The organism is Brevundimonas sp. (assembly GCF_018608325.1).
Lineage (GTDB): Bacteria > Pseudomonadota > Alphaproteobacteria > Caulobacterales > Caulobacteraceae > Brevundimonas.
This window is the reverse complement of sequence record NZ_JABAZW010000128.1, coordinates 1-12,348: the sequence shown is the minus strand read 5'-3', so window position 1 is coordinate 12,348 and position 12,348 is coordinate 1. Positions and strand designations below refer to the sequence as shown.

At 66.7% G+C, this 12,348-nt stretch carries 15 protein-coding genes; 14 read left to right on the top strand and 1 reads right to left on the bottom strand.

All coding sequences use genetic code 11. The features are described 5' to 3' along the window. The 12 genes from QZ281_RS12400 to QZ281_RS12345 all read left to right on the top strand — a co-directional run. A partial coding sequence (locus QZ281_RS12400) for a helicase HerA-like domain-containing protein (RefSeq protein ID WP_292228808.1) occupies positions 1-327 on the top strand: 327 nt, incomplete at its 5' end. 48 nt (positions 328-375) lie between these two features. Next, on the top strand, positions 376-936 hold the full coding sequence (locus QZ281_RS12395) for a NifU family protein (protein WP_292228806.1): 561 nt from the start codon (positions 376-378) through the stop codon (positions 934-936). Positions 937-1,005: 69 nt separating this feature from the next. Continuing rightward, positions 1,006-1,605 carry a helix-turn-helix transcriptional regulator gene (locus QZ281_RS12390; protein ID WP_292228805.1) on the top strand — a complete coding sequence of 200 codons (600 nt, stop codon included), beginning with the start codon at positions 1,006-1,008 and terminating at the stop codon, positions 1,603-1,605. Positions 1,606-1,655: 50 nt separating this feature from the next. Continuing rightward, positions 1,656-2,063: a helix-turn-helix domain-containing protein gene (locus QZ281_RS12385; protein WP_292228803.1), complete on the top strand. Its 408-nt coding sequence runs from the start codon at positions 1,656-1,658 to the stop codon at positions 2,061-2,063. Positions 2,064-2,073: 10 nt separating this feature from the next. Continuing rightward, positions 2,074-2,766 carry a tRNA (adenosine(37)-N6)-threonylcarbamoyltransferase complex dimerization subunit type 1 TsaB gene (gene tsaB, locus QZ281_RS12380; protein ID WP_292228801.1) on the top strand — a complete coding sequence of 231 codons (693 nt, stop codon included), beginning with the start codon at positions 2,074-2,076 and terminating at the stop codon, positions 2,764-2,766. Beyond that, positions 2,763-3,179 carry a ribosomal protein S18-alanine N-acetyltransferase gene (gene rimI / locus QZ281_RS12375; RefSeq protein WP_292228799.1) on the top strand — a complete coding sequence of 139 codons (417 nt, stop codon included), beginning with the start codon at positions 2,763-2,765 and terminating at the stop codon, positions 3,177-3,179. Before tsaB ends, rimI begins: the two co-directional genes overlap by 4 nt. 59 nt (positions 3,180-3,238) lie before the next feature. Continuing rightward, positions 3,239-3,724, top strand: a complete 486-nt coding sequence (locus QZ281_RS12370) for a Fur family transcriptional regulator (protein ID WP_292228798.1) — start codon at positions 3,239-3,241, stop codon at positions 3,722-3,724. Between the two features lie 54 nt (positions 3,725-3,778). Then, positions 3,779-5,215, top strand: a complete 1,437-nt coding sequence (gene miaB, locus QZ281_RS12365) for a tRNA (N6-isopentenyl adenosine(37)-C2)-methylthiotransferase MiaB (RefSeq protein ID WP_292228795.1) — start codon at positions 3,779-3,781, stop codon at positions 5,213-5,215. Continuing rightward, the gene (locus tag QZ281_RS12360; RefSeq protein ID WP_292228793.1) at positions 5,215-6,213 is read left to right on the top strand and encodes a PhoH family protein; all 999 of its coding nucleotides are present in this window, start codon (positions 5,215-5,217) and stop codon (positions 6,211-6,213) included. The genes miaB and QZ281_RS12360 overlap by 1 nt, the downstream gene beginning before the upstream one ends. Beyond that, on the top strand, positions 6,210-6,665 hold the full coding sequence (gene ybeY, locus QZ281_RS12355; protein ID WP_292228792.1) for an rRNA maturation RNase YbeY: 456 nt from the start codon (positions 6,210-6,212) through the stop codon (positions 6,663-6,665). Before QZ281_RS12360 ends, ybeY begins: the two co-directional genes overlap by 4 nt. A 1-nt stretch (position 6,666) precedes the next feature. Further along, complete coding sequence (gene lnt / locus QZ281_RS12350) at positions 6,667-8,316, top strand: apolipoprotein N-acyltransferase (RefSeq protein ID WP_292228791.1); 1,650 nt, start codon at positions 6,667-6,669, stop codon at positions 8,314-8,316. 14 nt (positions 8,317-8,330) lie between these two features. Beyond that, a complete protein-coding gene (locus tag QZ281_RS12345) occupies positions 8,331-8,744 on the top strand; it encodes a helix-turn-helix domain-containing protein (protein WP_292228789.1) in 414 nt (137 codons plus the stop codon). Between the two features lie 9 nt (positions 8,745-8,753). Here QZ281_RS12345 and greA read toward each other — a convergent pair whose 3' ends face one another. Next, positions 8,754-9,233 carry a transcription elongation factor GreA gene (gene greA / locus QZ281_RS12340; protein ID WP_292228787.1) on the bottom strand — a complete coding sequence of 160 codons (480 nt, stop codon included), beginning with the start codon at positions 9,231-9,233 and terminating at the stop codon, positions 8,754-8,756. Between the two features lie 76 nt (positions 9,234-9,309). Here greA and QZ281_RS12335 point away from each other — a divergent pair, with 76 nt between their 5' ends. Both QZ281_RS12335 and QZ281_RS12330 read left to right on the top strand, forming a co-directional pair. After that, complete coding sequence (locus QZ281_RS12335) at positions 9,310-10,518, top strand: TIGR03862 family flavoprotein (RefSeq protein WP_292228785.1); 1,209 nt, start codon at positions 9,310-9,312, stop codon at positions 10,516-10,518. A 40-nt stretch (positions 10,519-10,558) separates the two neighbouring features. Then, on the top strand, positions 10,559-12,199 hold the full coding sequence (locus QZ281_RS12330; protein ID WP_292228783.1) for a M28 family metallopeptidase: 1,641 nt from the start codon (positions 10,559-10,561) through the stop codon (positions 12,197-12,199). Positions 12,200-12,348 lie beyond the last annotated feature (149 nt).

Sequence of the window (12,348 nt, the reverse complement as noted above, 5' to 3'; positions counted from 1 at the left end):
CGCTATGATGTCGCGGTGAACCGTGAATCCGCCGAGGAAATCCTGGCCGCCCGCCATGCCGCCACCGATCAGGCCGCCGCTCAGGCCAAGGCGCAGGCGGACGCCGCCAAGGCGGCAGAGGCCCAGGCCAAGCTGGACGCCAAGGCGGCTCAGGTTCAGGCCCGCGAACAGGCCAGGGCTGCACCGCGTGCGACGACGCCCGCGAAACGCGCCTCGACCCGCCAGACGCCGCTGGAGGCCCTGACCACCTCGGTGCTGCGCACGGCGGGCACGACCCTGACCCGCGAGCTGATGCGCGGCATCCTGGGCGGGTTGAAAAAGCGCTAGCCGCCTTTAGACCTTGAAACGGGGCGGGAGCGAGCGCATCTCCCGCCCATGTTCATCCAGACCGAACCCACGCCCAATCCCAATGCGCTGAAGTTCCTGCCCGGGCGCGAGGTTTCGCCGCTCGCCACGCTGGAATACCGCACCATCGACGAGGCGACCGCCTCGCCCCTGGCCGAGGCCCTGTTCGAGCTGGAAGGCGTCGACGGCGTCCTGTTCGGCATGGATTATGTGTCGGTGACCCGTCACGAGCGCGGTCCCGACTGGTCGGAGATGAAGGCGCCGATCCTGGGCGTGATCATGGACCATTTCGTCTCGGGCCAGCCGCTGACGCGGGGCGTCGAGGCGGATGCCGACGACCATGCCGAGGGCGACAGCGAAATCATCACCGAGATCAAGGCGCTGCTGGACAGCCGCATCCGTCCGGCGGTGGCCCAGGACGGCGGCGACATCCTGTTCGACTCGTTCGACGAGGAGACCGGCGTGCTGAACCTGCGGATGCGCGGCGCCTGTTCGGGCTGCCCCTCGTCGTCGGCGACGTTGAAAGCCGGCGTGGAGCAGATGATGCGCCACTATGTCCCCGAAGTGACGCGGGTTGAACAGACCGTCTGATCAGACGGTTTCATCTATGAAACATTTCAGTCTCGCCAGATGGATGTCGAAGAGGCATCCTGTGTTCTGATGGCGCGATTTGTCCCTGATCCTGAAGTCCTGCGTTTGGCCGAGGCCCTTGGTGCGTTGAGACGTGAGCGCGGCCTGTCGCAGGCCGAGGCGGGCGCGCGTCTGGACATGACCAGTCAGGGCTGGGGCCTGTATGAATCCGGGCGTCGTCCGGGCCTGTTTCGTCCCGATGTGCAACGCCGCCTGACCGCCGCCCTTGAGGCGACGCCGGAAGATCTGGCCCTGATCCTGGCGCGGACGGCCTCGCCTGCTTCTGATCCCGCATCGTCCGGCGTCGAAAGCCGGGCGCGTGTTTTCGAGCCTGCGCCTGCAAAAAGTCTGTCCGCCGCGGCGCCGCGGCGATTGCAGCTTTCCAGTGATGAACTGGCGCCCTGGGCGGCCTCGGGCGTAGTGGTCGAATACCAGCCCGGCGTCTGGCCTCGCCGTGGGCAGGGATGCGTGATCGAGACCCGCGACGGAGGATTGCGCGTGCGCCTGTATGACCACGCCGACGCCGACACCTTGCATCTGCTGGGTTCAGGCGCGCTGGACCAGGCTGAAACCCTGTTGCGCAGCGAGGTCATCAGCCTGTCGGCTGTGACGGCACGGCTGGACATCTGATGTGAAACGAAAAGGTTGCATATCAGCGCGGGGTATGAAACCTTATCGTTATGGACAAGAAGAACAACAAGGCGCGCGGCGGCGTGCGTTCGGCGGCGCCATTGGATGTCACGGTCGGTGCGCGCATCGCCGCGCGGCGAATGGCGCTCGGCCTGTCCCAGACGGTGCTGGGCCAGAAGGTCGGCGTCAGCTTCCAGCAGGTCCAAAAATACGAGAACGGGCAGAACCGCATCCCCGCCTCGCGCCTGCACAGTCTGGCCCAGGCCTTGGGGATGCCCATTGCGGCCCTGTTCCCGCAACAGGCTGATGCGGCGGAAAACGAGGAACTGATCCTGTTTCGCGCCATGACGGCGACGCCGGAGGGGCGCAGGCTGGCGAACGGCTTTGCGCGGATCGAAGACGCCGCTGTGCGACGGGCCGTGACACAGTTGGTGGAGGTTCTGGCCCGCGCGGCCTAAAAGGCGCGGCATGAGACTTCTGGTTATTGATACGGCGCTGGGCGCCTGTACGGCGGCGGTGTTCGAGGACGCCCGGCCGTTGGCGGCGCAATTCCTGCCCATGACCAAGGGGCATCAGGAACGGCTGGGCGGCGTGGTGCGCGATGTGGTCGCTGAAGCAGGCGGCGGTTTCGATGCGCTGGAGCGGATAGGCGTGACGGTCGGACCGGGGTCGTTCACTGGCCTGCGGGTCGGACTGGCCTTTGCGCAGGGACTGGGCGCCGCACTGGATCGGCCGGTGGTCGGCATTTCCGCGCTGGATGCGCTGGCGGGATCGCTGGCCGAGGACGGATCGCCCGTCGCCGCCTTGATCGATGCACGGCGGGGGCAGGTTTACGCCAAGCTGTTTGTGGATGGTGTCGCCACCGGCCCGGACGAGGCCCTGACGCTGGAAGATGCGGCGCAACGGGTCGCCGCGCTTGGCCCGGATGTGCGTCTGATCGGCAATGGGGCGGTGGTGCTGACCGAAGCCTTCCCGGACCTGAAATACGGACGACTGGATGATCGTGTGGCCCCGTCGCCAGAGGCATTGGCCTTGCTGACAGCAGCGGCTGATCCAGTGACGCATCTGCCCAAACCCCTCTATCTGCGCGCGCCCGACGCCACCCCGCCCAGCCGCCTGCCGGGTCAGCCGCGTCAGCCCGCCGTCCCGACCGCAACATGAGCGACCCCGCCCGTCTGGCCGCCTTGCACGCTGAAGCCTTCGCCGCGCCGTGGAGCGAGGCGGAGTTCGCCGACCTGCTGCAACAGGCGGGCGTTTTCGCGGTCGAGGAGGCGGACGGCTTCATCCTGATTCGCGGGGTGCTGGACGAGGCGGAAATCCTGACCCTGGCCGTGCGCCCCTCTGCGCGCCGGATTGGTCTGGGCGGGCGGCTGGTCGGACAGGGGGCGGTCAGGGCGGCGCAGGCCGGAGCCGTGCGTCTGTTCCTTGAAGTGGCTGAGGATAATGTCGCCGCCCGCGCCTTGTATGAACGGGCAGGCTTTGCGCAGATCGGGCGTCGCAAGGCCTATTACGCCGCGCCGGACGGCGGGCGGACCGACGCCCTGGTGCTGGGTCTGGACCTCTCGGCGTCGTGAAAGCCGAAAGGGGCAAGGTCACGCTTCCCTGATGCGTTCCAAATGCCTATTCTAGGGCCATGGACCGGATCGAAAAACTTTGCGCCGACCGCGGCATGCGCATGACCGAACAGCGCCGGGTGATCGCCCGGGTGCTGTCGAACGCCGATGACCACCCCGATGTCGAGGAGCTGTACCGCCGCGCCTCGGCCATCGATCCGCACATCTCCATCGCCACCGTCTATCGCACCGTACGCCTGTTCGAAGAGGCGGGCGTGGTCGAGAAGCACGATTTCGGCGACGGCCGCAGCCGCTATGAAGAAGCGGGCGACGACCACCACGACCACCTGATCGACACCAAGACCGGTGAAGTGATCGAGTTCTTCGACGCCGAGATCGAGCGCCTGAAGTCCGAGATCGCCGAACGTCTGGGCTTCCAGCTGATCGGCCACAAGCTGGAGCTTTACGGCGTGCCGATCGAGGGCGCCGAGCCGTCCAGCCGTGAAGGCCTGATCTTCACCCGCCATGCCGCGCGGGTCGATCCGGCCGATGTGGACGCGGGCTGAGCCTGTTTCCGTCCCCGTCTTGTCGTCGCCTGTCCGGGCGATCATAAGCCGCCCATGACCGATACCCTGGTTTCCAAGCCAGCCAAGGCGACAGACGCGACCAAGCGTCTGTTCATCAAGACCTATGGCTGTCAGATGAATGTCTATGACAGTGAGCGCATGGCCGATGTCCTGCGCCCGCTGGGCTATGCGACGACGGAGGATGTGGCCGAGGCCGACTTCGTCATCCTGAACACCTGCCACATCCGCGAGAAGGCGGCGGAAAAGGTCTATTCCGAGCTGGGCAAGATGCGCGAGCTGCGCGACATCAAGCGCGAGACGGGCGGGGACATGACCATCGCCGTCGCCGGCTGCGTCGCCCAGGCCGAGGGCGAAGAGATCATGAAGCGTCAGCCCGCCGTCGACATCGTCGTCGGCCCGCAGGCCTATCACCAGCTGCCCGAGCTTCTGACCCGCACGGCGCGGGCGCGGGGCGAACGGATCGGCGCCGATTTTGCGCCCAACGACAAGTTCGATTCCCTGCCTGCAGCGCGTGGGACCAAGGGACCGACCGCCTTCCTGACCGTGCAGGAAGGCTGCGACAAGTTCTGCACCTTCTGCGTCGTGCCCTATACGCGGGGCGCCGAATGGTCGCGGCCTCTGGTCTCGGTTCTGGAAGAGGCGCGCCAACTGGCGGATCGCGGCGTGCGCGAGGTCACCCTGCTGGGCCAGAACGTCAACGCCTATGACGGCGAACGGGCGGACGGCAAGGCGGCGACCCTGGCCGAGCTGGCCTATGCCCTGGCTGAAATCCCCGGTCTGGACCGCATTCGCTATACGACCAGCCACCCCAATGACATGAGCGACGACCTGATCGCCGCCCATGCCGATCTGGACGCCCTGATGCCCTATCTGCACCTGCCGGTTCAGGCCGGATCGGACCGCATCCTGCGGCTGATGAACAGGAAACACGGGCGCCAGAAATACTTCGACCTGATCGACCGCATCCGTCAGGCGCGGCCCGATATGGCGCTGGCGGGCGACTTCATCGTCGGCTTCCCCGGCGAGACGGACAGGGAGTTCGAGGACACGCTGGATCTGGTGCGGCGCGTGAACTACGCGGGGGCCTTCGCCTTCATGTATTCGCCCCGTCCCGGCACGCCCGCCGCAGGCATGGGTAAACAGGTCGAGCCGGAGGTGGCCAGGGAGCGGCTGCACCGTCTGATCGCGCTGCTGACCGAACAGCAGACCGCCTTTAATGAAGCGCAGGCCGGCAAGATCCTGAACGTCCTGTTCGATCGTAAGGGCCGTCACGCCCACCGTAGCCAGGCCATTGGTCGATCCCCATATCTGCAATCGGTCCACGTCGATGAAGCGGATCATCTGATCGGCCAGATCGTTCCGGTCGAGATCATCCTGGGCCAGCAGAACAGTCTGCACGGCCGACTTGTCACACCCAACGGGCTTCAGCAGCCGAACGCTGCGCCGACCCAATCAGAAAAGGCCGCTTGATGGCGAGAGAGTCCGAGTTCGTACCGCTGAATGACGCTGAACTGCGCGCGGTCATCGGGCCGAACAGCCGCCACGTCGCCCTGATCGAGGACGCCTTCAAGGTGTTGGTCGAGGCGCCGGGCGGCGGGGTCTCCGTCAATGGCGGCACGCGCGACCGGTCTGACGCCCGCCGGGTGATCGAGGATCTGGCCAAGCGCGCGGCCATGGGCGCCGAAGTCACCGAGGCGGATGTGCGCGCAGCGCTGGCGCAGTCACGGGGCGGCAAGGGCACGCCGGGTCTGGCGGCGGGCGTGTCGCTGCCGGGCGGAAAGCGCGGTTCCATCGTGCCCAAGACCAAGGCTCAGGCCGCCTATCTGGACCTGCTGGGCCGATGTGAACTGACCTTCGGCGTCGGACCTGCGGGCACCGGCAAGACGTTTCTGGCGGCGGCATACGGCGCGTCGCTGCTCAGGCGCGGACAGGTGGACCGGCTGGTCATCACCCGTCCGGCGGTTGAGGCAGGCGAGAAGCTGGGCTTCTTGCCCGGCGATCTGAACGAGAAGGTTGACCCCTATCTGGCCCCGATCTGGGAAGCCCTGAACGACATTCTGGGCGCAGAGGACGTGCAGCGCCGACGTGACAAGGGCGAGATCGAAGCCGCCCCCATCGCCTTCATGCGAGGCCGTACGCTGAGCCACGCCTTCGTCATCGTGGACGAGGCGCAGAACACCTCGCGCCTGCAGATGAAGATGGTGCTGACCCGCCTGGGTGAGGGCGCGCGGATGGTGGTCACGGGCGACCCGTCGCAGATCGATCTGCTTAACCCACGCGATTCCGGCCTGGCCCATGCGCTGCGGATTCTGGACGGGGTCGAGGGTGTGGGGGTGCTGAAGTTCGACGCCTCTGACGTGGTGCGCCACGCCATGGTCGAGCGGATCGTGCGCGCCTATGACGCCGACGCCGCCAATTCTCGCCAGGGTGGGGGTCGCCCGACGCCAGACCTCGAAGATCCGGCATGATTGAGATTGAAGTCGAGGCGGACGACTGGACCGCCGCCATGCCGGACGTTGAGGCGGTGGTTGAACAAGCGGCGACGGCGGCTCTGGGCAGGATCGAGGGCGATGTCGTCGTCCTGCTGACCGATAATGCGGCGGTGCGCGACCTGAACGCCCGGTTCCGCGACAAGGACAAGCCGACCAACGTCCTGTCCTTCCCGGCGCCCGAAAGTGCAGCGCCGCATCTGGGCGACATCGTCCTGGCTTACAGCGTCTGCGCCGACGAAGCTGTGGCGCAGAAGAAGACCCTGGGCGATCATCTCAGCCATCTGGTCGTCCACGGCGTGCTGCACCTGTTGGGCCGCGACCACGAGGACGACGCCGAGGCCGAGGAGATGGAGGCCGAGGAGCGCGAAATCCTGGCCGGGATCGGCGTCGCCGACCCCTATGCCGCAGACGCTGAAAGCGCCGACTGACATGATGATCGACGCCGTTCTGGACCGTTTCGCCGCCCCCATCCGGGCCTTGCCGGACCGACGGCGCGCCCTGACCTGGCGTCTGATCCGCATCCTTCTGGCCCTGCTGGCGGGCGCGGGGACAGCGTTTGCGCATCCGCCGTTCGGGGTTCTGATCGGCCTGTTGGGCTATCCGCTGCTGATGACCCTGTCGGAGCGGTCCGACACGGTGCGCGGCGCCTTCTGGATGGGGTGGCTGGCCGGGTTCGCCTACTTCTTCATCGGCTGCTGGTGGGTGGCGGAGGCCTTTTTCGTCAATCCTGAACAGGCCTGGATGGCGCCCTTTGCGGCCAGCCTGTTGCCTGCGGGACTGGGTCTGTTCTGGGGAGCGGCGACGGCGCTTTACCGCCGGTTTGCGCCCATCGGATCGGTGCGGGTGCTGTTGTTTGCTGCGCTATTCTGCATCTTCGAATGGCTGCGCGGCCATGTGCTGACCGGTTTTCCTTGGAATCCGGCGGGCGCGACCTGGAAGGCGGGCGGCGGCATGTCCCAGTTCGCATCGGTCGTCGGCGTCTATGGCTTGAGCCTGATCACCGTCGCCGCCACATCGGCCTTTGCGCCCCTGATCGGGCCGGGTCTGAAGCGCAGCCGCCTGATTTCGGCAGGCCTCGGCGCTCTGGTCCTGATTTCGGTCGGCGTCTTCGGCGCGGTGCGTCTGGCCCAGTCGGACCTGCAGTTCACGGACACGGTCGTGCGTCTGGTTCAGGCCGATGTGAAACAGGAGACGAAATGGTCGCCCGAGACCTATCGCTCCATCGTCGACCGCTATGTGCAGCTGACGGCCCAGCCGACCGCCAACCCGGATGGTCGCGCGCCCAATGTCATCGTCTGGCCTGAGGGATCGCTGCCCGCCTCGGCCAATGACGTCTTTGCATCAGAAGACGCTCGCGCCATTGCAGACGCCGTACGCCCCGGCCAGACCCTGCTGGTCGGCCTGGCGCGCGGACAGATCGACCCGACGGCGCCCGACGGCGCCCGTTATTACAACAGCCTGTTTGCCCTGTCCGGTGAAGGTCAGGCCGGACTGCGGATCGCCGCCGTCTATGACAAGCACCGTCTGGTGCCCTTTGGAGAGTATCTGCCGCTGGGGTCGATCATGACCTCAATCGGCCTGCGCAGCCTGGTCCATATGCCCAGCGATTTCTCGGCGGGGCCGAAGCCGGAGCCGATCTCCATCCCCGGCGCACCGCGCGCCCAGATCCTGATTTGCTACGAAAGCCTCTATCCGGGCTTCACGCCGGGCGCTGCGGGGCGGCCTGAGTGGATTGTGAATGCATCGAATGACGCCTGGTTTGGTGCAACCTCTGGTCCGTTACAGCATCTGAACCTGGCCAGCTATCGCGCCATCGAGACGGGTTTGCCCATCGCGCGAGCGACGCCGACGGGCGTTTCGGCCATGATAGACCCCTGGGGACGGATCGTTGGCAACCACAAATTGTGGTCTGGTGTAATTGGGGTGGTGGATGCGCCTTTGCCTCGTCCGACGGCGGTCACAGCCTATGGTCGTCTGGGCGACTGGCCACTGCTGATCGGCCTTTTGTGCGCACTTTTCCTGTCCTTGTGGCCGGTTGGACAGCGAACTAGGGTGGCGCCGAATCGCGAGTTGAACTGAACGGGGGGGAAGTCTTGGCGCGCATCAAGGAAGAGGATCCGCATCCCGTAGACCGCCATGTCGGTCGCCGCGTTCAGGAGAAACGCCTCGGCCTGGGCCTGACCCAGACGGCGCTGGCCAAGGCGGTCGGGGTCAGCTTCCAACAGGTGCAGAAGTACGAAAAGGGCACGAACCGCGTCTCGGCCTCCAAGCTTTTCGAAATCGCCGACTTCATGAAGGTGGACATCCCCTTCTTCTTCGAAGGCTTCATCGTCGCCCAACCGGGCTTTGGTGAAGAGGAGACGCCTGGGTTCGACCATGAGCGGTCAGCGACCAAACACTCCATCGAGATCGACAATCTGGTGCGCCGCCTGCCGGCCCGCAAACAGAAGCTGATCCTGGACATGGTGCGCGAAATGCTGGGCGACGCGCCTGAGACCGAAGACTGATCTTGCCCGTCAGCTGACGGCGATGATCTCCACCGACTGACCCGCCACCATGGTTTCATCCCCGACCCGCCTGCCCATGACGGCGCGGGCCAGGGGGGAAACATGGCTGACCGAGCCCTTGGCCGGGTCGGCCTCGTCCTCACCGACAATGCGCCAGGTCTGGGTGCGACCGTCCTCGCGTTCGATTGAGACAGAGCCGCCGAAGCGCAGGACGCCGTCATCCTCGCCCGGCTCGACCAACTGGGCCGAGGCGCGGCGAGCGCCCCAGTAGCGCAGGTCGCGGGTGGCACGCGCCATGGCCGTGCGGTCGCTCTCGATCGAGCCCTTGACCTGAGCCGCCGTATAGGCGGCGCGGGCGGCGGCAAGTTCAGCCTCGATCAGGGCCAGACCTTCAGGCGTGACCAGATTGGGATGGGGCGAGATCGGGCGGTCCGCCAGGTCGGCGGCGGTGGCTTCCAGATCTTCTTCTCGGGTGAAGGCGACGCTCATGGCACGGAGCATAACGGCGCCCGACCCTATAGCCAGCCCTATGGTCAGGAAGGGCGCGAACGGGCAAAGCGGGGCGATGACGCAATCCGCGAAAAAACAGGTGCATGTGATCGGCGCCGGACCGGCCGGTCTGATGGCGGCTGAACGTCTGGCCCAGTCTGGCCTGAGTGTGGTCGTGCACGAACGGATGCCCTCGGTCGGACGCAAGTTCCTGATGGCGGGCCGGGGTGGGCTGAACCTGACCCATTCGGAGGCGCTGACGCCTTTTCTTGGCCGATACGGCCCCGCTAGGGACCGCGTCGCTGGGTGGCTGGAGGCCTTCTCGCCGTCCGGCCTGACCGACTGGGCGGAAGAGCTGGGTCAGCCGACCTTCGTGGGGTCCAGCGGACGCGTGTTTCCCAAGGCGATGAAGGCCTCGCCCCTGTTGCGGGCGTGGTTGGCGCGTTTGAATGCGCTGGGCGTTGAAATCCGCCTGCGGTCGCGCTGGACCGGCTGGTCCGGTCAGGCCCTGCGGTTCGAAACGCCGGAGGGCGAGCAGCTCGAGACGCCCGCCGCCGTGGTTCTGGCGCTGGGCGGCGCCAGCTGGCCGCGTCTGGGATCGGACGCGGCCTGGACTGCATGGCTGGAGACGCCGGTGCATCCCTTCCGGCCCGCCAATGTCGGTTTTGATGTGGTCTGGTCAGATATATTCCGCGACGGTTTCGCCGGACGGCCTCTGAAGGGGATCGCTCTGACGCATCAGGGGCGCACCGTGCGGGGCGAGGCCATGATCGCCGCCTATGGGATCGAAGGCGGGGCGATCTACGCCCTGTCGGCGGACTTGCGCGACGCGGTGGAGCGGGACGGTCAGGCGACGCTGGCCATCGACCTGAAGCCTGATCTGTCGGCGGATGATCTGGCCGCGCGTCTGGCCCGTCCGCGTGGCAAGGCCAGCCTGTCGAACCATCTGCGCAAAACTGTGGGGCTGGACGCGGTCGGTGCGGCCCTGCTGCGCGAGGCCGGACCCTTGCCGACTGCGCCTGATGAGCTGGCCGCGCGGATCAAGTCGACGACTGTGACCCTGGCCGGCGTGCAGGGGCTGGAGCGGGCCATATCAGCGGCGGGCGGAGTGAAGTTCGACGCCCTGGACGCGCAACTCATGCTGACGGCGCGGCCCGGCGTCTTCGTCGCGGGCGAGATGCTGGACTGGGAGGCGCCGACGGGCGGCTATCTGCTTCAGGCCAGTTTCGCCTCCGGCGTCGTGGCGGCACAAGGGGTGAAGGACTGGCTCGACAGGCCCACCTGATCGGCCCAAGAAAAGCAGCTTAGTTTCGGAGGCAAGCCGCATGAAGACCCTGACCACCGCCGCCGTTCTGGCCCTGCTCGCCGCCACCGCAGCCAATGCGCAGGATCAGGCGCCCGCGATTAGCGCCGAGCGCATGAACGAGGCGGTGCGGGTTCTGGCTTCCGATGAGTTCGAAGGGCGCGGTCCCGTCTCGGCAGGCGAAGAAAAGACCGTTGCCTGGCTGGCCGAACAGTTCCGCGCGGCGGGCGCAGAGGGCGGCGGCCCGAACGGCTCCTATTTCCAGAGAGCCCTGTTGTCGCGCACCCGCCAAAACGGTCCGGCGACGGTGACGGCCAGGGTCGGCGGCCACAGCCTGTCGCTGGCGCGCGGACCGGACGTGCTGGTGTCCAGCGACCGCCCGGTGGATCACATCACCGTCACCGACGCGCCCATCGTCTTCGTCGGCTATGGCGCCGATGCGCCCGAGCGTCAGTGGGATGACTTCAAGGACGTGGACGTGCGCGGCAAGGTCATACTGGTCCTGGTCAACGACCCGGATTTCGAGGCCGAGGCGGGCGAGCCGGTTGCCAACAAGTTCGACGGTCAGGCCATGACCTTCTATGGCCGCTGGACCTACAAGTTCCAGGAGGCGGGCCGTCGCGGTGCGGCGGGCGTGTTGGTCATCCATGAGACGGCAGGCGCGGGTTACGGGTGGTCGGTGCTGCAGAACTCGTCCGCCGCGCCCAAGTTCGACATCGTTCGCGCCAATCCGAACGCGGACCGCGCGCCCTTCCAGGGCTGGATCCAGCGCGCCAAGGCCGAGGAAATCTTCCGCGCCGCCGGTCTGGATTTCGCCGCCCTGAAGACCAGCGCGCGCCGCGCTGACTTCCGTCCCATCGTCCTGCCGAACGCCACGCTCAGCGTCGATTTCGGCCAGATCGCCGACCGGGTCGAAAGCCGCAATGTGCTGGCCCGCATCCCTGGTTCGGAACGCCCGAACGAAACGGTCATGTATGGCGCCCACTGGGACGGTTACGGCGTCGGCACGCCCAATGCGGCGGGCGACAAGATCTATAATGCGGCGGTCGACAATGCGACCGGCGTAGCCGCCCTGCTGGAGCTGGCCCACGCCTTTGCCGAGGGGCCGCGCCCGAAACGGTCGATCGTCTTCGCCTCATGGACGGGTGAAGAGGCGGGTCTGCTGGGCTCGACCTACTACGCCGCCAATCCGGTCTGGCCGCTGGAGACGACCGTGGCCAACATCAACGTCGACAGCCTGCTGCCGGGGACCGAAATCGACCCGAACATCGTGGTGATCGGCAAGGGCAAGAACCAGCTGGACGCCTATCTGGCCCGGCGCGCCACCGAACAGGGCCGCACCCTTATCGCCGATCCGGCGCCCCAGGCCGGAGCCTTCTATCGCTCGGATCACTTCCCGCTGGCGCTGGAGGGCGTGCCGGCCCTGTTCCCCGCCGCAGGCTTCACCGGCGCCAGCGCCGCCAGCCGCGACTATGTCCAGAACCGCTATCACCAGCCGACGGACGAGTGGGATCAGACATGGCGCATGGATGCGGCGGCTGCCGATGTGGCCCTGATCTATGCTGTCGGCCGTGATCTGGCGGATTCCAACGTCTGGCCGGAATGGAACCCTGACGCCGAGTTCACCGCCGCACGGGATCGCTCCACGGCGTCGCGGCGCTAGGCTGAATTCTCATCCCATCGTCACCCTCGGGCTTGTCCCGAGGGCCCATCCATCGGCTGTTCGTTTGCTGGATAAGGCGCAGACGCCCTTTGGGATGTTTGAAAGGATCGATCATAGGCCCTCGGGACAAGCCCGAGGGGGACGGGACG

Bases quoted from the DNA above. Each gene is read 5' to 3' on its own strand.
- QZ281_RS12395 (WP_292228806.1), top strand. From the start codon at position 376: ATGTTCATCCAGACCGAACCCACGCCCAATCCCAATGCGCTGAAGTTC.
- QZ281_RS12390 (WP_292228805.1), top strand. From the start codon at position 1,006: ATGGCGCGATTTGTCCCTGATCCTGAAGTCCTGCGTTTGGCCGAGGCC.
- QZ281_RS12385 (WP_292228803.1), top strand. From the start codon at position 1,656: ATGGACAAGAAGAACAACAAGGCGCGCGGCGGCGTGCGTTCGGCGGCG.
- tsaB (WP_292228801.1), top strand. From the start codon at position 2,074: ATGAGACTTCTGGTTATTGATACGGCGCTGGGCGCCTGTACGGCGGCG.
- rimI (WP_292228799.1), top strand. From the start codon at position 2,763: ATGAGCGACCCCGCCCGTCTGGCCGCCTTGCACGCTGAAGCCTTCGCC.
- QZ281_RS12370 (WP_292228798.1), top strand. From the start codon at position 3,239: ATGGACCGGATCGAAAAACTTTGCGCCGACCGCGGCATGCGCATGACC.
- miaB (WP_292228795.1), top strand. From the start codon at position 3,779: ATGACCGATACCCTGGTTTCCAAGCCAGCCAAGGCGACAGACGCGACC.
- QZ281_RS12360 (WP_292228793.1), top strand. From the start codon at position 5,215: ATGGCGAGAGAGTCCGAGTTCGTACCGCTGAATGACGCTGAACTGCGC.
- ybeY (WP_292228792.1), top strand. From the start codon at position 6,210: ATGATTGAGATTGAAGTCGAGGCGGACGACTGGACCGCCGCCATGCCG.
- lnt (WP_292228791.1), top strand. From the start codon at position 6,667: ATGATGATCGACGCCGTTCTGGACCGTTTCGCCGCCCCCATCCGGGCC.
- greA (WP_292228787.1), bottom strand. From the start codon at position 9,233: ATGAGCGTCGCCTTCACCCGAGAAGAAGATCTGGAAGCCACCGCCGCC.
- QZ281_RS12335 (WP_292228785.1), top strand. From the start codon at position 9,310: ATGACGCAATCCGCGAAAAAACAGGTGCATGTGATCGGCGCCGGACCG.
- QZ281_RS12330 (WP_292228783.1), top strand. From the start codon at position 10,559: ATGAAGACCCTGACCACCGCCGCCGTTCTGGCCCTGCTCGCCGCCACC.